This window comes from Pseudomonas allii (genome assembly GCF_055380095.1).
This window is the reverse complement of sequence record NZ_AP039450.1, coordinates 256,592-274,933: the sequence shown is the minus strand read 5'-3', so window position 1 is coordinate 274,933 and position 18,342 is coordinate 256,592. Positions and strand designations below refer to the sequence as shown.

Below are 18,342 nucleotides of genomic sequence, written 5' to 3'. Positions count from 1 at the left end.
GGCCCCCATGAGCCGCGACAGCCGTTACCTGGAATCCATCCTGCACCACGACATCCCCCTCACCCGGGAAATGGGCCTCAGGGTGCTCGACTGGCAACACGGGCGGCTGGAACTGCACCTGCCCTTGCAAGCCAACATCAACCACAAGAGCACCATGTTCGGCGGCAGCCTGTATTGCGGCGCAGTGCTGGCGGGTTGGGGCTGGCTGCACTTGCAATTGCGCGAGGAAGGGATTGAAGACGGGCATATCGTGATTCAGGAAGGGCAGATCAGCTATCCGCTACCGGTCACGCGGGATGCGACGGTGGTGTGCCAGGCACCGGAGGAAAAAGTGTGGAAACGGTTTGTGGCAACCTACAAGCGCTATGGTCGCGCACGGTTGACGCTGGAGACGTGGGTTGTGAATGAGGGCAGTGAAGAGCATGCGGTCAACTTCACCGGCCAATACGTCCTGCACCGTTAGAAACCACAACACAAAACCACTGTGGGAGCGGGCTTGCTCGCGAATGCGCAGGGTCAGTCGATACTTTCATCAGCTGACAGACCGCATTCGCGAGCAAGCCCGCACACACATTTGATCTGATGTGACCTTAAGATCTCGCCAGGTTTAGCAACCGTTCACGCCAGGCGGCCTTCGCTGGCAACGCCAGGAAGAACGGGTTCAACAACGATGCCCGCGCCGGATAGCTGAACGGCTCACCGCTCAACTCCAACACTTCACCCCCCGCGCCTTCCAGCACGCCTTGGGCTGCAGCCGTGTCCCACTGCGAAGTCGGCGCCAGGCGCGGATAGCAGTCCGCACTGCCCTCGGCCAACAGGCAGAACTTCAGCGAGCTGCCGATATTCGTCAGTTTCAACGCGCCCAGGCCTTCGCTCAGCCCGCCCAGCAAACGCTCCTGCTCCGGGCTGGTGTGCCGGCGACTCGCGACCACGGTAAACGACTCGCCCGCTGCCGGTGCTTCACGCACCTGGATCGGCTTGGGTGCTTCATTTACATCGGAGCGCCAGGCGCCCAAACCGGCGCCACCGAAGTAGCAACGGCCATTGGTGGGCATCGAGACCACGCCGAACACCACGCGGCCCTGTTCGATCAGGGCGATGTTCACGGTGAATTCTTCGCTGCCGGAGATGAATTCCTTGGTGCCGTCCAACGGGTCCACCAGCCACCAGCGCTGCCAGCCGGCGCGCACGCTCTGGTCGATATCGGCATCTTCCTCGGACAGCACCGGAATACTCGGGTCCAGCGCGGTCAGGCCGGCCAGGATCAGGTGGTGAGCGGCCAAGTCCGCTGCCGTCACTGGCGAATCATCGGCTTTGGAGGTAACGGCCACGTCAGCGCGCCAGTACGGCAGGATCACTTCACCGGCCTGACGGGCCAGCTCGATCACCGGGGCAATAAACGGGTGGCCTAAAAACAGTTCGCTCATGCGCTAAACGCTCCTCGCTGGGTCAACAGGTCTCGTACCAGGTACAGCGCGGCCAGGGCGCGGCCTTCGCTGAATTGCTCATTTTGCGCCAGCATCGACAGCTCACGCAGGTTGACCCGGTCCACACGCATCGGCTCAGGTTCATCGCCTTCCAGGCGTTCTTCATAGAGGTCGGTGGCCAGTACCACCTGGATTTTCTGGCTCATGTAGCCAGGCGACAGCGACAGTTCGGTGAGGTGCTCCAACTGCCGTGCGCCGTAGCCGGCCTCTTCCTTGAGTTCGCGATTGGCCGCCGCCAGCACGTCTTCGCCGGGCTCGATCAAGCCCTTGGGCAAGGACAGCTCATATTCGTCGGTGCCGCCACAGTACTCTTCCACCAGCAATGCATGCTCCGCGTCGATCATCGCCACGATCATCACCGCGCCGTAGCCGGCACCGCGGCCCACCAGGCGCTCGTAGGTCCGCTCAACGCCATTGGAAAAGCGCAATTGCACTTCCTCCACGCGGAACAAACGGCTACTGGCGACTATTTCGCGGGCGAGGACGGTGGGTTTCTGGCGCATGAGCGGCTCCTTGGCGTGATCGGGTTACTATACCGTGGCTTTTCCGATTGTCTGTGTCGGATATCTTTACTTACATGAGACCGCCCCATGCCCTCTTTGCCCTGGCACGCCATCGACACTGTCCTGCTGGACATGGACGGTACCCTGCTCGACCTGCATTTCGACAACCACTTCTGGATGGAACACCTGCCCCAGCGCTACGCCGAGCTGCATGGCGTGAGCCGCGCCATGGCCGAGATGGAGTTGCAGCCGCTGTTCGAGCGTAACGCCGGACAGTTGCAATGGTATTGCCTGGATTTCTGGAGCACTGAGCTGAAGATCCCGGTGCGCGAACTCAAGCTGGAAACCGCGCACCTGATCGCCCTGCGCCCGGACGCCGACACCTTCCTCGCGGCGATCAACCAGGCTGGCAAGCGTGTGATCCTGATCACCAACGCTCATCGTGATTCGCTGTCATTGAAGTTGGAACGCATTGAACTGGCGCCGTATTTCGAACGATTGATCAGCTCCCACGATTATGGTTTCGCCAAGGAAAACCCGCTGTTCTGGGATGCACTGCAAGCCGATATCGGCTTCGACCCGGCACGTAGTTTGTTTATCGATGACACCTTGCCGATACTGCGCAGCGCCCAGGCGTTTGGCGTGGGGCATTTGCTGGCGGTGAAGGAGCCGGACAGCAAGAAAGGGCCGAAGGACACACAAGAATTTGCAGCAGTCGAAGACTACCGGGATCTCATTGCCGGACTCTGAACCCATGTGGGAGGGGGCTTGCCCCCGATGGCAGTGCATCAGAGACACATTCAGTGACTGACACACCACCATCGGAGGCAAGCCCCCTCCCACATTTCGTCCTGCGTTTTACTCCGGAATACGCAGCGTCTGCCCTGGGTAGATTTTGTCCGGGTGCGACAACAGCGGCTTGTTAGCCTCAAAGATCTTGTTGTACTGGTTAGCGTTGCCATACACCGCCAGGGAAATCGCGCTCAGTGTGTCGCCCTTTTTCACCACGACGAAACGGGCGGCGGTAACCGCCGGGTCGGTTACGGTGATCTGGTCATCCACACTGGCCACACCGGCAATATTGCCCAACGCCAGCAGGATCTTCTCTTTCTCTTCCTGGGTGGCGACTTCACCGGTCACGGTCACCTTGTCGCCATCCACGGTGGTCTGCACATTCGGATTACCCAGACCCACTTTGGACACGTGCTCCTTCAACTGCTCACTGGCGTTTGCATTACCCGGCGTCAACAGGTCGACAATCTTTTCGCCGGCTTCCTTGATAAAGCTGAAAATGCTCATAGTGCGCGCTCCTTGTTAATTGAATTCCAGATGCCCAAGACTAGACCAGTCCTACAGACTTGGGTTCCAGCCCGGCAAAAGACCCAAACGCGCTAGAATCCCCCCGCCATTGGAATAAGCCCTGGAGCGAAGATGGACATCAAACAGCTGAAATTCCTCATCGCCCTCGACGAAACCCGTCACTTCGGCCAGGCGGCGGCGCGTTGCCACATCACTCAACCGACCCTGTCGATGCGCCTGCGCAGCCTTGAAGAAGAGCTGGACCTGCCCTTGGTCAATCGCGGCCAGCGCTTCGAGGGCTTTACCGCCCCAGGCGAACGCGTGCTGGCCTGGGCGCGTACGGTGCTGGCGGCGTATGACGGCTTGCAGGCCGAAGCAGCCGCCTGTCGCGGCAACCTCGTCGGCACATTGCGCCTGGGCGTGGTGCCGCTGTCGAGCTTCGATCCCTTGGCGTTGATGCAGCAACTGCATAAAGAGCACCCGAACTTGCGCTTCGAGCTGTCCGCGCTCAGTTCCGAACAGATCCTTGAGCAACTGGCGAGCAACCGCCTGGACCTGGGCGTGTCTTACCTGGAGCGCCTGGACAACGAGCGCTTCGACTCCCTGGCCTTGGGCGAAACCCGCATGGGTCTGCTCTACGACCAACGCTTCTTCAGCTTTGGCGACACGCCGTTGAGCTGGGAAGCCCTGATCGAACTGCCGCTGGGCATGCTCACCAGCGGCATGCACTTTCGCCAGTCCATCGACCACAACTTCCACAGCCGTGGGCTCAACCCGCAGCCGCTGTTGCAGACCGATGCCGTCCATCAGCTGTTGCAAGCCGTGCATGGCGGCTTGTGCTGCGCCGTGATGCCATTGGACGGTGGCCTGGACGCACTCACCGAGCACCTGCGCCTGCAGCCGATCGAAGACGCCCACACCCTCGCTTGCCTGGGCCTGATCATGCGCCGCAGTGCGCCGCGCTCGGCGTTGGCCGAGGCGTGTTTCGCGCTGTATCAGAAATCGCAAAACGAGCATTGATCGACGTCATCTATCGGTAGATCAGTACTGGCAATTAGACGCGACGCTTTGTCGCGCCTAGTCTAAACACTGATCAATCCGCCGGTGGTATTGCCCCATGAACCCCAAGCGCCCAGTCTGCGCGGCGCCTGCTCTTGAAACGCCAGCGCCCGCCGCCAGCCAGAGCTATCAGTATTGCAATCTCGAACACACGGATTTCGCCAGCACAGCCCTGGCCGAGGAAGTGGCGTTGGCGATTGCCTACAACGACATCAGCCAAGCGGTAATGCTGGTAACGCCGACGGACCTGGAAGACTTCATTGTCGGCTTCAGCGTCGGCAGCGGCATTATCGCCGACGTTAGCGACATTTATGACCTCAAACTCAGCGGATCGGGCTCTGCCCAGTACGCTCAGGTGCAGATCTCCAGCCGCGCTTTCTGGAACCTCAAGCAGCAGCGCCGCCAATTGGCCGGCACCAGTGGCTGCGGCCTGTGCGGCGTGGAAGCGGTCGAACAAGCGCTGCCCGACCTAGACGTGTTGCCGGGCGCGCCATTGCCGCCCGCCGAGTGGCTGGACGGCCTGCGCCAACGCATCAGCGCGTTCCAGCCCTTGGGCCAGTACAGCGGCGCCGTGCATGCCGCCGTATTTATGAACGGCGAAGGCGAATTGTTGCTGGGCCGCGAAGACATCGGCCGGCACAACGCCCTGGATAAATTGATCGGTGCATTGATCCGCCAAAAAATTCCGACCGAAGGCGGCCTGGCGATTGTTACCAGCCGTTGCAGCCTGGAGTTGATCCAGAAAGTCCTGCGCGCGCGTATCCAGACCCTGGTCAGCCTGTCGTCACCCACCGGCCTCGCCCTGCAATGGGCGCGCCGACACAACCTCAATCTCATCCACCTGCCGCAGAAAAGTGCGCCGCGGGTCTACAGCCCTGCGATGGAGAACCAGCCATGAGCCAGCATCACCAAGCCGACCAAACCCCGACCCCGCGCTACAAGCCCTACAAAGGCCCGGCCGGCGGCTGGGGCGCACTGATCAGCGTGGCGCAGGCCTGGCTGACCAGCGACAACGCGCTGAAAAACCTGCGCATGATGCTCAAGACCAACCAGAACGGCGGCTTCGACTGCCCGGGCTGCGCCTGGGGTGACTCGCCGGAAAGCGGCATGGTCAAGTTCTGCGAAAACGGTGCCAAGGCGGTTAACTGGGAAGCCACCAAGCGCCGCGTGGATGGTGCATTTTTCGCCAAGCACAGCGTCACCGCCTTGCTGGAACAGAGCGACTATTGGCTGGAATACCAGGGTCGCCTGACCGAGCCGATGCGCTATGACGCTGAAACCGACCGCTACACACCCATCAGTTGGGAAGCAGCCTTCGACCTGGTCGGCAAGCACCTCAACGCCCTGCCTAGCCCGGACATGGCCGAGTTCTACACCTCGGGTCGCGCCAGCAACGAAGCAGCCTACCTGTACCAGCTGTTCGTGCGCGCCTACGGCACCAACAACTTCCCGGACTGTTCGAACATGTGCCACGAAGCCAGCGGCGTTGCCCTGGCGCAAAGCGTAGGCGTCGGCAAAGGTACCGTGACCTTTGATGACTTCGAACATGCCGATGCGATTTTCGTCTGGGGCCAGAACCCTGGCACCAACCACCCGCGCATGCTCGAACCGTTGCGTGAAGCGGTTAAACGCGGCGCCCAGGTGGTGTGCATCAACCCACTCAAAGAGCGCGGCCTGGAACGCTTCCAGCACCCACAACACCCGCTGGAAATGCTCACCAACGGCGACAAGCCGACCAATACCGCCTACTTCCGCCCGGCGCTGGGTGGCGACATGGCCATCCTGCGCGGCATGGCCAAGTTCCTGCTGCTGTGGGAGCGCCAGGCCCAGGCCGAAGGCAAAGAGGCCGTGTTCGACCACGACTTCCTCAACGAACACACCGCCAACGTCCTGGATTACTTGGGCAAGATCGACGACACCTCCTGGGATGAGATCGTCGAACAGTCCGGCCTGACCCTGGTCGAGATCGAGCAAGCGGCGCGCATGTACGCCAAAGGCAAGAACGTGATCATGTGCTGGGCGATGGGCATCACCCAGCACCGCCACTCGGTACCGACCATCCAGGAAATCGCCAACCTGATGCTGCTGCGCGGCAATATCGGCCGCCCAGGCGCCGGCCTGTGCCCGGTGCGTGGCCACAGCAACGTGCAAGGCGACCGCACCATGGGCATCAACGAACGCCCACCGGTGGCATTCCTCGACGCTCTGGAGCGTCGCTTCCAGTTCCAGGTACCGCGTGAAAACGGCCACAACGTGGTAGAAGCGATCCACGCCATGCTCGAAGGCCGCTCCAAGGTGTTTATCGGCCTGGGCGGCAACTTCGCCCAAGCCACGCCGGACAGCCCACGCACCTTCGAAGCCCTGCGCAATTGCGACCTGACCGTGCAGATCAGCACCAAGCTCAACCGCAGCCATTTGATGCACGGCAAAGATGCACTGATCCTGCCGTGCCTGGGCCGTACCGACATCGACATCCAAGCCGAAGGCCCGCAAGCGGTGACGGTGGAAGACTCATTCAGCATGGTCCACGGCTCCAATGGCCAGCTGCAGCCGCTGTCGAAATTGATGAAATCCGAGCCGGCAATTTTGGCCGGTATCGCTGCCGCGACCCTGGGCAGCAAGCCGGTGGACTGGAACTGGCTGGTGGCCGACTACAGCCGCATCCGCGACCTGATTGCCGACACCATTCCCGGCTTCAAGGACTTCAACGAGAAGATCAAGCATCCGGGCGGTTTCTACCTGGGCAACTCCGCGGGCGCGCGCCGCTGGAACACCCCGTCGGGCCGTGCCAACTTCCGCCCGAACATCCTGCCCAAGGACCTGATCCACGAACGCACCCACGCGACCGGCCGCGTACCGGACCTGATCATGCAGTCGATGCGCTCCCACGATCAGTACAACACCACCATCTATGGCCTGGACGACCGCTACCGTGGGGTCAAGGGCCAGCGTGACGTGCTGTTCGTCAACGAAGCCGACATTATCCGCCTGGGCTTCAAGCCGGGGCAGAAGGCCGATATCGTGTCGTTGTGGGAAGACGGTCGTGAGCGCCGCGTGAAGGGCTTTACCTTGCTGGCGTTCGATATCCCGGCCGGGCAGGCTGCGGCTTACTACCCGGAAGTGAACCCGCTGGTGCCGCTGGAAAGCACCGGGGATGGCAGCCACACACCCACGTCGAAGTTCGTGGCGATCCGATTGGAAGCGGCGAGTGACAACGGCTTGATCATGGCGCGCTCGGCCTGATCATGACTGTTGTGGTGGGCAGACTTGTATTGGCCTGCGGGCTTGTTGTGGCGAGCGGGCTTGCCCCGCGTTGAGCCGCGAAGCGGCCCCATTAAAACCAAACCGCTGTGCCAGGTTTCAGGGCTGCTTCGCAGCCCAACGCGGGGCAAGCCCGCTCGCCACAGAAAAGCCGACCGCCGTACAAATTCCGGGCACAAAAAAGGCCGCTTTTGCATAAAAGCGGCCGTTCCGAAGTAGCTAAAGACTCACGAATTCGACTTAAGTTCCCTAGTAAAAACAGTAAGTTATGGAATTGTGTACAACTCGTGTTACTGGTCGGATTTCTATTGTCACAATCCAGATACAGCCTCAGGATCGCGCCGTCATCCTCTTGAGGTTTCCCTAATGAAGTTCTCCTCGATTCTCTTGTTGTCCCTTGGCCTGGTCAGTGGCGCAGCCATGGCCGGTGGCACCACCGAAGCCGGTGTGGGCGGCGCATTGGGCGGGGTTCTGGGTTCGGTCGTTGGCCAGCAGCTAGGCGGCAACACCGGTTCGACCATCGGCGCAGCCTTGGGTGGCGCGGGTGGTAGTGCGGTGGGCGCTGACAAGCGCAGCCGTGGCGAAGCCGCCATTGGTGGCGCATTGGGCGCGGCGGGCGGCAACGTTGTAGGCCGCAGTGTCGGCGGCAGCACCGGCGCACTGATCGGCTCAGCGGCCGGCGGTGGTGCAGGTGGCGCACTGGGCAACTACATGGGCAACAAGAGCGATGACGACGACCGTCGCAGCCGCGGGCGTGATCACCGTCGTTATGACCGTGACGATCATCGTGGGCGCGGTCATGCCTATGGGCATCGCAAGAACAAGCATCACTACCGCGACTGATAGTTGCTGAATATGGAGCCGGCTTGCCGGCTCCTACAGCGTGACCAACCGCTGCAACGCCTCGCGCAACCGCCCCGGAATCGTCACAGGCTGGTTCGACTCCCGATCCACGAACACATGCACAAACCGCCCCGCCGCACAGGCCTCTTCTTCGCCTGTCTTGAACACCGCCAACTCGTACTGCACTGAGCTGTTGCCCAACTTGCCCACCCGCAGGCCGATATCAATGCGCTCGGGAAAGGCGATCGACGCAAAGTAATCACACGCTGAACTCACCACAAACCCCACCACGTCGCCGTCATGAATATCCAAACCACCTTGCTCGATCAGGTAGGTATTCACTGCCGTGTCAAAGAAGCTGTAGTAGGTCACGTTGTTCACATGGCCAAACACATCGTTGTCGTGCCAGCGCGTGATGATCGGCTGGAAGTGAGGGTAATCGGCGCGTTGCGGTACGGTGTCAGGCATCGGGTCATCTCGTGAAAGTGAGTTACAGATCATTCAAATGGGCCTGGGCCCACTCGCGTACCTCGGCGTACGGGTAGTCCTCCAGCACAGCAAACCCAGGAATACCTCGCGCCTTCAACCTGGTGAACAGCGGCACGCTGATGCCCCCGAGGAAACGCGTCAGACGTTCCGCGCCAGGCAGTAGCCCGGTGTGTTCATGATGCCTGTGGATAAAATCACCGCACAGCCCCATGAAGTTCTTATCCACAAGTGGCGGCAAGCCCGGCGGCGGCGGAAGGTACGCAACCTGGCCGTGGCACACCGAGCAATGTCCGCAGCGCTGGGGAGCATTTTCATCACCGAAATACTTCGCCAGTCGCTGCCCCAGGCAGTATTCGGTGGCGAACAGATCGAGCATCGCGTGAATCCGCGCGACTTCTCCCACCTCGTGCTGCTTGAAGCCTGTGTATAACTCAGCGCTCAACGCCTGTGGATCGAAATCGGTCTCCAGCAGGCTATAGACCTCGGTCATCTGCTTGCTTTCCAGCTCGATCAGGCCCTGCTCCTGGAAGTAATCCAGTGCCTTCACCACCCGATTGCGCTCGGCATTATGCTGTTGATACAGCGCGTCGAAATCCACTGTCACCCAGGTCCTCGCGCGATTGCACACCTGGATGATCGCCGCGACAAACTGCTGCCGCTCGCCGGAGAAACGTGCCAGCAAAGCCTCAGGCTCGACCAGGTATTTGAAACGGTACTCGGCATAAAACGCGTAGCGCGGCGCGATCACGCCCTTGAGCTCCAACTGCACCAGCAGCGTCTTCAACGGCAGCTCGCGGATATTGCTGAGGTCCGACAGGGACCTGAGCAAAAACTCCCACTGCCCATCGCCCCGCGCGGCCTGCAACTCTTCCAGCACCCGCCGGATACCTTCCTGCTCCGGCGTATCGCCGTAGACGAAGTTTTCCAGCACGTTGAGACTGTCGCGATTGGCCAGCACCAGGCAATCAGATGGCTGCCCATCACGCCCTGCCCGGCCGATCTCCTGGCTGTAGTTCTCGATGGACTTGGGCAAGTCGAAGTGCACCACGTTGCGGATATCACTCTTGTCGATGCCCATGCCAAACGCGATGGTGGCGACGATGCAATTGGAGCGTCCACCCATGAAGCGCTGCTGGATGCCCTCGCGTTTATCGTGGGGCAGCCCCGCGTGATAGGCCTCGGCCTGGATGCCGTTGCGATTGAGGTGCTCGGCAATCTGCTCGGCGGTTTTCTGCAAGGTAACGTAAACAATGCTCGGCTGGCCGACGCGCTCATTCATCCACTGCACCAGCCGGCGACGCTTGTCCGCACCGCTGACCGGCTCCACCAGCAGGTTGAGGTTGGGCCGGTAGAAGCCCGTGGTGACCACATCGTCCGGGGCAATGGCGAACTTGGCCTGCATGTCGGCAATCACCTTGGGCGTGGCTGTCGCCGTCAGCAGCAGTGCTTGTGGGATATTGAACTGACGCTGGTAGTCCGGCAGTTTCAGATAGTCCGGACGGAAGTTGTGGCCCCATTCGGAAATGCAATGCGCCTCGTCCACCACCAACAATGAAATCCGCACACTTTGCAGGAAGTTACGGAAGCGCTCGTTCTTCAAGCGCTCCACCGAAATCATCAAAATCTTGAGTTCGCCCGACCGCGCACGGGCCATGACCTCATTGGCCTCATCGCGGCTCTGGGCCGAGTCGATACTGCCCGCCGAAATGCCATGGCGCTGCAGGAAACCCAGCTGGTCCTGCATCAACGCCAACAGCGGCGATACCACCAGCGTCAGGTGCGGCAGCAGCACCGCCGACAGCTGGTAACACAGGGACTTGCCCGACCCGGTAGGGAAAATAGCGGCCGCCGAACGCCCCGCTAATATGGCGCTGACCGTTTCTTCCTGGCCCAGGCGAAACTGTGGATAACCAAAGACCTGTTGGAGGGTGTCGTGCATAGGCTGTCACTCCATTGACCGCTGAGTTGGCTCAAAAACATAGCCTGGGAATCTCGGCGAATCGAGAAAGGTCGCATGGAAAAAAGAGACAGGATGATACACAGGGCGAAGGATGGCCTAGGCCGAAGTGGGAATAATCCGAGGGAGGAACAGGAAGGATACAAACCCGATGTGGGAGAGGACCTGCCCCCTCCCACAATTTAGTTCTGTATCAGGGCTGAATCAGCGGTTCTGCACCCGCTCGATCGCCGTGTCATACACCGGGTTGGCCTTCTGCTCCTTAGCCAACTGATAGTGACGCAACGCATCCGGGAACTGCCCCGCCGCTTCGTAGATCCGCGCAATGTTGTAGTAGGCGCCCGCTCGCACCGTCGCAGCGTTCGCGCCGGTTGCCAGGGCGATAGCCTTGCGGTTGGCCCAGATCGACTCGGCGGTGTTGCCGGCCTTCTGATACGCCAGGCCCAGGTTGCCGTAGGCCTTGCCGAAACCGTTGTCCAGCTCGATAGCCTGGCGGAACAGATCGATGGCCTGGTCCAGCTTGGCGGCCTGGTAGGCCGCTTCACCTTGCACGTTCAGACGTTTCGCATCGGCTTGTGCAGAAGAGCTGACCGCAACAGCGGTAACGGCCACGCTGTCATCCAGCAACGGTTTGACTTCGTTGAGCACGTTCGCCGCGTTAACCGTCACGCCACTGAAGGTGTTGATGTCCTGGAAATCGCCGCTGCCGGTCATGCGGAATACGGTCCACAGGTTGCCGCTGCGGTTTTTCGGCACGTAGTAGGTGCGTACCAGCGATTGGCCCATGTACACGAACACCTTGGCTTCGCTGTTGGACAGCTGGCGCGAACCGGGATTGCCGCCGTTGGTGAAGTCATGCACGGCATACACGTAGCTTTCGCCGTAGTGTTTTTTCTGCAGGGTGATGGTTTCCGGGCCGTAGCTGTCGACGTCATCCACGTCCAGTTCGGCGTCGGTGCCCGTCTTGTTCTCGAAATAGATATTGTTGCCCGGGAAGATCATGTGGGAGTCGAGGTCTTCCGGGGTCTTGCCCCAGGTCAACACCACACGCAGGCCGTCGAGGTTTTCCATCACCGGGCTGATGGCATACGTCATGCCGGCGCACGGGCACTTCACCACCAGGTTCGAGTAGCCAGGCTTCTTGATGATCAGAAGATTGGTGGCGTCATCTGCGGCTTCGCTGGTGAGGGTCACCTGGCCCTGGGCGTTGGTGCGGCCCACTACGTTCTGCGCACCGTTGCGTTGCAGCAACACCTCGGCATCCGCGATCTTCTGGTCCTTGACCACCGCACTGAGCACTTCAATCGGCAATTGCGCCGCCTGGACTGAAAACGCGACCGCACACAATGACATCGCCGAAGCAACACGCAGCAAACCCATGCTTAACTCCCTTTAAGTAGCGGGCGGAATCGCCCTGCAAGATTTTGCGGTGAAACATACTCTTAAATGCGCCCACTGGAGGATTATTTATACAGAATGTGACGTGGTTTTTATCCCGCCTGCCCGTTGACGCATTGCGCTACAATCAAGCCTTGCTACCCAGGAGTACGCTGCCATGAGCGAACCGACGTTTGAGCAAAAACAGGATCATTACCACAAGATCCGCCGTTCCAATTACCTGGCCAGCCTGCGCCTGGAAGGGTTCGACACCCAACCGGCCGACGTCGACAAACCACTGCCGACCCGCGAAGCCGTCCTTGCCAAGTACCGCAACACCCCACGCTGATGCTCGACAAATATGGGGTGGGCCAGGACCCGTACTGCTATCCCGGTAGCAGCGTCCTGCGCAACCGCCTCGGTTTGCTCGATGAACCCCGGCTGCACCAGGCCGAGCGGGAATTATCCGAAATCGCCGTAGGCAACCTCCCCCTCTTCCCTCCGCCCTACGACCTCGAACGCCTGCAACACATCCACCGCATCCTGTTCAGCGACCTCTACGATTGGGCCGGCGAACTGCGCAGCGTCAACATCCAGAAAGGCGACACCCTGTTCTGCACCCCGGAACGCATCCCGCCGGAAGCGGCGAAAATCATCCGGCAAATGGAGGCAGCGAACTGGTATGTCGGGGCGAGCCAGGCCGAGCTGGTGACGCAGATTGCCGAAGCCTATGGCGACCTCAACGTCATCCACCCCTTCCGTGAAGGCAACGGCCGGGCGCAACGGATTTTGTTCGAGCAGATCATCGTGAATGCCGGGTTTTCCGTGAACTGGTGGCTGGTGAAACACGCGGCGTGGATACCCGCGAATATTGATGCGGTGGCCTGTGATTATCGGGGGTTGGAGGCGATTTTTGAGCGGTGTGTCAGTAGGCCGGTCGGTGCCTGAGCGGACCGTGCACAGTTAAACCATCTGTTTATTGCCCGGAAACTGGCTCACTTCTAAGGTTCGCTTCGTCGCTGCCAAATCAGCGGCCGGGTTTGGTCACTCGAAAAACAGCAGAGACAAAACATGCCAACTCGTTTGGCGTATTTCTTTGAATCTGTATTGGAACACTGCAATGACAAAACCTAACGTTTCAACCAATCGCTATCGCGTTCTTCGCACCAACTTCACCGACACCCACCCGCTTATCATCGACACACAAGCCAAAGCCGAAGACATCCAGTCCGCCGCGCATCAACGCATCCGCGCTGCCACAGACTTGCTGGAAACCTTCTCCTGCCTGACCTTCGAACACGCAGACCTCAAAGACATTTCCCACATCACTAACGCCCTGTACCTGCTCGTTCAGGACGGCTGTGATTTGCTGGAAGCAGCGCAGCACGTGCAGCTACAACCTCAACAGCCATACACTTAAGCTCTAACCTTTTGTAGGAGCGAGCTTGCTCGCGAAGATCGTCAACGATGACGCGGTGAACCTGGAAAACTGCGGCGCCCTGGGGTTCTTCGCGAGCAAGCTCGCTCCTACAACTGAACGCTTTAACCACCGAAAATCACTGCCAAACAAAAAATCCCGGAAAGCCCTGTAAGAAACCTCCAAATACCGCGACATCCCCTTCCGAAACTGCTTAAAACTCCTGCCCACCCCTCTATAAATCTCACCTTTCTCTGACTGAAACTGGCGCCCTTTCAACAGCCCCGGCAAATTACCCGTGAACATCGAAAGGACTCAATACATTGGCCACTACGGCATCACTTTCACGGTGCTGCGCCTTATCGTCTCGCCTGCCAATCACCCGGTACTGGCGAGCCTCTGCCTGCTGGAAGCAGGTACTTCTGCAAACGAGTTGCGCCAAAGACTCGTAGATATCTATAGAAAAATGCTCCCTCGCGATTTGCCTTGCAAAATGACTGTCGCCATATCCAAACCGCTGACCCGGACACAGGCTGACTTACTCAACATTCGTGGGGAGATCGTTGCGGGATTAATCAGCGGCGCCGTATCAGCACCCATGAGCCTGGCATCTCCTGCCGTTGGGTTCGCCGCTGGTGCAGCCGCTGGCCTGATTATTAAAGGGATCATTCGCAGCTATCACGCCGGCGATGTAGTTATCGGCCTCGACGCACAGGTCAACGGCGGAATTGGACCTCAGCGGTCGCTGTCGGCCATGGTCCGGCAGTTCCAGGGTGGCTAGCGCAATGAATGAATACACCCAGTGGACCAACCTGCTGCTGCTTCTCGTACTGGCCACCCTAGTCGACCGAACAATAAAGCGGCCCTTACTCAGAAGATGGCTTGGACTCTACCTCTTGGTAACTGGCCCTGCACTTCTGTTGTATGCCACCTCCTGGATCAGAGAGGCACAGCTTGAAAGCATGCCGATAATCGCCTTCGTGACAGGCATCGGGTTATTGAGCACCCAACATATCTATTGCAGGACTAAAACCACCCACCCTTTGTTAATCGCCCCAACCTTGAACCTTGCGCCGGACTTTCCTGATGACCCGCTCATGCTGCACCTCCTGCAAATTTTGCATGAAAGCATTGGCCTGCCCAAACACAAAACCATCACCCTCAACACATCAATCAACCACGACCTCGGATGTAACAGTGCCGAAGCCAAGCAATTGATGGCACTACTTAAGCACGATTTCGGCATGCGACCAGGTGACTACAACGGCAACCGCTACTTCAAGCGTCGAGGCTTTGACGCGTATTTGCGATATGTGGAAAAAGGCAGCGTGGGAAAGCGCCCTCTAACCATTGGCATGCTCTACCAAGCCGTCAAAGCCAAGTATTGGGATACCCAGACACTCGAAGCGAAGGGGGATCAGATACTGTGAATCTCTACCTGCAATTAGTCTGCTTCCTCGGGCTCTACCTATTACTTCATTATCAAATTACCGACTGCACCCTCAGAAAGCGCTTCGCCCTCACATTCCTTGCAACAGGCTTCACCTTGACGTTCCTACTACCCTACGTCGCGGTGATCCTCAGAATGCCTTTCCTACCTGTCTTCGTATTCTTGATAGGCTTGGCACTCTTCCTCACTCGAAACCAATACCAGATCCACCGCAACCGATCCCCTCACCCACTCCTGCGTGCCCCCACCATGAACCTCGCCCCCAACTTCCCCGAAGACCCCGTCATGCAGCAACTCTTGCAGCTTTTGCACGAAGAAATCGGCCTGCCTAAACACAAGACGATCCGCCTGCAAACCTCGATCAACTTCGACCTGGGCTGTGACGGCAGTGAGGCCAAGCAACTGATGGAAGCGCTGGAGCAGGAATTTGCCCTCGACCTGGGTGACTACGACACTTATCGTTACTTCAACCCGCCGGTGTTTGATGTGTTCCTCAAGCGTCGGGCCAAGGGGCGCGGCGAAAAAGTGCCGCTGACCATCGGCATGCTCTACCTGGCGATCAAGACTCACAGCTGGGACACGCAGACGCTGGAAAACCTGAGCTGAGCGAACACAAATTCCAGGCACACCGGTACTCAAATGTGGGAGGGGGCAAGCCCCTCCCACATTCGATGAGCGTGCTCAAAACAACAAGGACCTTACATGGACGTGACAATGGGCCTGCTGGCCGCCCTGCTGTGGGGCGGCACGGATTTTCTCGTGGGCCTCAACGCCCGCGCCGTGGGCGTAAAACGCGCGGTGTATTTCGGCCAGGCGCTGGGCTTCCTGATCATGACCCTGCTGCTGGTCATCCTCCCGACCTTCCTGTTCAAAGCCCTCGACGCCGCGCTGAGCGTCTGGCTGCTGGGCATCGCTGCCGCCCTGCTCACTGTCTCCGGCGCTCTTGCACTGTCCAAGGCCTTCGCCTTGGGCAAAGCCGCCATCGTGGCGCCGCTGGTGACCTCCTACGGCGTGGTGACCACCTTGCTGTCCTGGGCCAGCGGTGAACACATCAGCCCGACGCAACTGGGCTGCATCGTCCTGTGTGTGATCGGCGTGATCTTCTCCAGCATCCACAAGGACAACGGCGCCCCCATAACAGTCCACGCCTGTCCATCGCCTACGCCATGCTGGCCGCCTTGCTGTATGGCACCAGCTTCTGGCTGCAAGGCCGCTACACATTGCCGGCGCTGGGGCCGATCACCATGTTGTGGCTGGGTTACCTGGTTGGATTGTGCGTGCTGCTGGTGATGGTGTTGAAGATCAAGGACGGCCTCAAAATCCCACCGCTGAAAAACTGCGCGACGCTGACTGGGGCGAGCGTGATGAACCTGGGTGGGTTCTCGGCGTTTTCGTGGGGGGCAATGGCGGGGTCGGTGTCGGTGGTGACGGTAATCAGTACGTTGTCAGGCGGGATCGCGGCGATCCTGGGGTTCGTGTTTTTCAAGGAGCGGTTGTCGGCGGTGCAGTTACTGGGGGTTGTCCTGGTACTGGTCGGCGCGGTGGTTTTACATATTGCCGACTAATCCGTCGCGCACAAAAAAGCCGCCTCACAAGAGGCGGCTTTTTCACAACGACTGAATCTTACAACTTGGGACCTGCCGCCTTGATCGCATCGCTCACTTCAAACTTCTTGAAGTTCTCGATGAACAGACCGGCCAGCGCCTTCGCCGCTTCGTCGTAGGCAGCCTTGTCGGCCCAGGTGTTACGTGGGTTCAACAGGCCGGTTTCAACGCCCGGTACGGCCAATGGCACGTCGAGGTTGATGGTGTCGAGGTGCTCGGTTTCAGCACCGACCAACGCGCCGCTCTGGATCGCTGCAATCACGCCGCGAGTGGTCGGGATGTTGAAGCGCTTACCGACGCCGTAGCCGCCGCCGGTCCAGCCGGTGTTGACCAGGTAGACCTTGGAGCCGAAGCCACGGATACGCTTGATCAGCAGCTCAGCGTATTCGCCAGCCGGACGTGGGAAGAACGGTGCGCCGAAGCAGGTGGAGAAGGTCGACTTGATGCCGCCGCCGGAACCCATTTCGGTCGAGCCCACCAGTGCAGTGTAGCCGGACAGGAAGTGGTAGGCCGCCTGTTCTTCGCTGAGGATCGACACCGGTGGCAGTACGCCGGTCAGGTCGCAGGTCAGGAAGATTACCGCGTTGGGCTCGCCGCCCAGGTTCTTCTCGGAACGCTTGGCCACGTGCTCCAGCGGGTAGGCGGCGCGGCTGTTCTGGGTCAGGCTGACGTTGGTGTAGTCGGCGTGCTTGGCGTCGTCGATCACCACGTTTTCCAGCACGGCGCCGTGCTTGATGGCTTTCCAGATGACCGGCTCGTTCTTCTCGGACAGGTCGATGCACTTGGCATAGCAACCGCCTTCGATGTTGAACACTACGCCTTCGCCCCAGCCGTGTTCGTCGTCACCGATCAGGTAACGGCTTTCGTCGGCGGACAGGGTGGTCTTGCCGGTGCCCGACAGACCGAAGAACAAGGTCACGTCGCCTGCTTCGCCAATGTTGGCGGCGCAGTGCATCGGCAGTACGTCGGAAGCCGGCAGCAGGAAGTTCTGCACCGAGAACATGGCTTTTTTCATTTCACCGGCGTAGCGCATGCCGGCGATCAGGACTTTTTTCTGGGCGAAGTTGAGGATCACGCAACCGTCGGAGTTGGTGCCGTCACGCTCTGGCACGCATTCGAAGTTGGCCACGTTGAGCACTTGCCATTCTTCACGACCGGCCGGGTTGTACTGCGCCGGGTTGATGAACAGGCAACGACCGAACAGGTTCTGCCAGGCCGTCTGGGTGGTCATTTTCACAGCCAGGTAGTGGTCTTCGGCAGCCCCTACGTGAACGTGGGAAACGAAATGCTCTTGCGCGTTGTTGAATGCCTCGACGCGAGCCCACAGCGCATCGAACTTGTCGGCCGGGAACTTGCGGTTGATCGGGCCCCAGGCGATGGAAGCCTGGGTGGAAGGCTCTTCAACGATGAAACGGTCGACCGGCGAACGGCCAGTACGGTGACCGGTTTCGACGACCAGCGCGCCAGTATCGGCGAGCACGCCTTCACCACGCTGCAGGGCTTCTTTAACCAGATCGTCAATACTCAGATCGGTGTAAACGGCGTTGTTGGCTTGCGTCATGAGGTTCCCCGTCGGCCTATGGCCGAGTGCTCCAA

The 18,342-nt window shown here is 59.7% G+C and carries 20 protein-coding genes and 1 pseudogene; 14 read left to right on the top strand and 7 right to left on the bottom strand.

Going from position 1 to position 18,342, the window contains the following annotated elements; translation table 11 throughout:
* Positions 1 to 7: 7 nt before the first annotated feature.
* Entirely contained in the window at positions 8 to 463 is a 456-nt protein-coding gene (locus ACZ445_RS01280) for a YiiD C-terminal domain-containing protein (protein ID WP_310863155.1), read from the top strand.
* A gap of 127 nt (positions 464 to 590) precedes the next feature.
* Here the strand turns inward: ACZ445_RS01280 and cysQ are convergent, their stop codons facing one another.
* Together cysQ and nudE are read right to left on the bottom strand one after the other, a co-directional pair.
* A complete protein-coding gene (cysQ, locus tag ACZ445_RS01275) occupies positions 591 to 1,427 on the bottom strand; it encodes a 3'(2'),5'-bisphosphate nucleotidase CysQ (RefSeq protein WP_058426236.1) in 837 nt (278 codons plus the stop codon).
* Positions 1,424 to 1,990: an ADP compounds hydrolase NudE gene (nudE, locus tag ACZ445_RS01270; RefSeq protein WP_464693887.1), complete on the bottom strand. Its 567-nt coding sequence runs from the start codon at positions 1,988 to 1,990 to the stop codon at positions 1,424 to 1,426. The genes cysQ and nudE overlap by 4 nt, the downstream gene beginning before the upstream one ends.
* Before the next feature lie 87 nt (positions 1,991 to 2,077).
* Between nudE and yrfG the strand changes: the two genes are divergently transcribed.
* Positions 2,078 to 2,740 (top strand): GMP/IMP nucleotidase, encoded by a 663-nt coding sequence (gene yrfG / locus ACZ445_RS01265; protein ID WP_058426238.1) that lies wholly within the window; start codon positions 2,078 to 2,080, stop codon positions 2,738 to 2,740.
* Between the two features lie 108 nt (positions 2,741 to 2,848).
* On the opposite strand, the gene lysM is transcribed toward yrfG, so the two are convergent.
* Positions 2,849 to 3,289 (bottom strand): peptidoglycan-binding protein LysM, encoded by a 441-nt coding sequence (lysM, locus tag ACZ445_RS01260; protein WP_464707925.1) that lies wholly within the window; start codon positions 3,287 to 3,289, stop codon positions 2,849 to 2,851.
* 132 nt (positions 3,290 to 3,421) lie between these two features.
* On the opposite strand from lysM, the gene ACZ445_RS01255 reads away from it, so the two are divergent.
* The 4 genes from ACZ445_RS01255 to ACZ445_RS01240 all read left to right on the top strand — a co-directional run bounded on the left by ACZ445_RS01255 (position 3,422) and on the right by ACZ445_RS01240 (position 8,452).
* Entirely contained in the window at positions 3,422 to 4,309 is an 888-nt protein-coding gene (locus ACZ445_RS01255) for a LysR family transcriptional regulator (protein ID WP_464707924.1), read from the top strand.
* A 97-nt stretch (positions 4,310 to 4,406) separates the two neighbouring features.
* Entirely contained in the window at positions 4,407 to 5,246 is an 840-nt protein-coding gene (gene fdhD / locus ACZ445_RS01250) for a formate dehydrogenase accessory sulfurtransferase FdhD (protein WP_464707923.1), read from the top strand.
* Positions 5,243 to 7,591, top strand: coding sequence for an FdhF/YdeP family oxidoreductase (locus ACZ445_RS01245; protein ID WP_058426241.1), 2,349 nt, complete (start codon positions 5,243 to 5,245; stop codon positions 7,589 to 7,591). Before fdhD ends, ACZ445_RS01245 begins: the two co-directional genes overlap by 4 nt.
* Before the next feature lie 384 nt (positions 7,592 to 7,975).
* Entirely contained in the window at positions 7,976 to 8,452 is a 477-nt protein-coding gene (locus ACZ445_RS01240; RefSeq protein WP_058424794.1) for a glycine zipper domain-containing protein, read from the top strand.
* A gap of 33 nt (positions 8,453 to 8,485) precedes the next feature.
* On the opposite strand, the gene ACZ445_RS01235 is transcribed toward ACZ445_RS01240, so the two are convergent.
* From ACZ445_RS01235 to ACZ445_RS01225, 3 genes are all read right to left on the bottom strand, one after another.
* Positions 8,486 to 8,920 (bottom strand): acyl-CoA thioesterase, encoded by a 435-nt coding sequence (locus tag ACZ445_RS01235; RefSeq protein WP_464707922.1) that lies wholly within the window; start codon positions 8,918 to 8,920, stop codon positions 8,486 to 8,488.
* Between the two features lie 22 nt (positions 8,921 to 8,942).
* Positions 8,943 to 10,880, bottom strand: coding sequence for a RecQ family ATP-dependent DNA helicase (locus ACZ445_RS01230; protein WP_058424796.1), 1,938 nt, complete (start codon positions 10,878 to 10,880; stop codon positions 8,943 to 8,945).
* A gap of 222 nt (positions 10,881 to 11,102) precedes the next feature.
* Positions 11,103 to 12,278: a tetratricopeptide repeat protein gene (locus ACZ445_RS01225; RefSeq protein ID WP_179030251.1), complete on the bottom strand. Its 1,176-nt coding sequence runs from the start codon at positions 12,276 to 12,278 to the stop codon at positions 11,103 to 11,105.
* A 175-nt stretch (positions 12,279 to 12,453) separates the two neighbouring features.
* Between ACZ445_RS01225 and ACZ445_RS01220 the strand changes: the two genes are divergently transcribed.
* From ACZ445_RS01220 to ACZ445_RS01185, 8 genes and pseudogenes are all read left to right on the top strand, one after another.
* On the top strand, positions 12,454 to 12,624 hold the full coding sequence (locus ACZ445_RS01220) for a YhfG family protein (RefSeq protein ID WP_016979054.1): 171 nt from the start codon (positions 12,454 to 12,456) through the stop codon (positions 12,622 to 12,624).
* Positions 12,624 to 13,223, top strand: coding sequence for a putative adenosine monophosphate-protein transferase Fic (locus tag ACZ445_RS01215; protein ID WP_179030252.1), 600 nt, complete (start codon positions 12,624 to 12,626; stop codon positions 13,221 to 13,223). The genes ACZ445_RS01220 and ACZ445_RS01215 overlap by 1 nt, the downstream gene beginning before the upstream one ends.
* A gap of 172 nt (positions 13,224 to 13,395) precedes the next feature.
* Complete coding sequence (locus ACZ445_RS01210) at positions 13,396 to 13,695, top strand: hypothetical protein (protein ID WP_058424799.1); 300 nt, start codon at positions 13,396 to 13,398, stop codon at positions 13,693 to 13,695.
* 25 nt (positions 13,696 to 13,720) lie between these two features.
* Complete coding sequence (locus ACZ445_RS01205) at positions 13,721 to 13,867, top strand: hypothetical protein (RefSeq protein ID WP_179030253.1); 147 nt, start codon at positions 13,721 to 13,723, stop codon at positions 13,865 to 13,867.
* 123 nt (positions 13,868 to 13,990) lie between these two features.
* On the top strand, positions 13,991 to 14,473 hold the full coding sequence (locus ACZ445_RS01200; RefSeq protein ID WP_464707921.1) for a hypothetical protein: 483 nt from the start codon (positions 13,991 to 13,993) through the stop codon (positions 14,471 to 14,473).
* Between the two features lie 4 nt (positions 14,474 to 14,477).
* Positions 14,478 to 15,122, top strand: coding sequence for a DUF1493 family protein (locus ACZ445_RS01195; protein WP_093528387.1), 645 nt, complete (start codon positions 14,478 to 14,480; stop codon positions 15,120 to 15,122).
* A gap of 269 nt (positions 15,123 to 15,391) precedes the next feature.
* A complete protein-coding gene (locus ACZ445_RS01190; protein WP_058424849.1) occupies positions 15,392 to 15,748 on the top strand; it encodes a DUF1493 family protein in 357 nt (118 codons plus the stop codon).
* 108 nt (positions 15,749 to 15,856) lie between these two features.
* Positions 15,857 to 16,707 (top strand): annotated as a pseudogene (locus ACZ445_RS01185) (EamA family transporter).
* 58 nt (positions 16,708 to 16,765) lie between these two features.
* Here the strand turns inward: ACZ445_RS01185 and ACZ445_RS01180 are convergent.
* Positions 16,766 to 18,307: a phosphoenolpyruvate carboxykinase gene (locus ACZ445_RS01180; RefSeq protein WP_058424802.1), complete on the bottom strand. Its 1,542-nt coding sequence runs from the start codon at positions 18,305 to 18,307 to the stop codon at positions 16,766 to 16,768.
* Between the last annotated feature and the right edge of the window lie 35 nt (positions 18,308 to 18,342).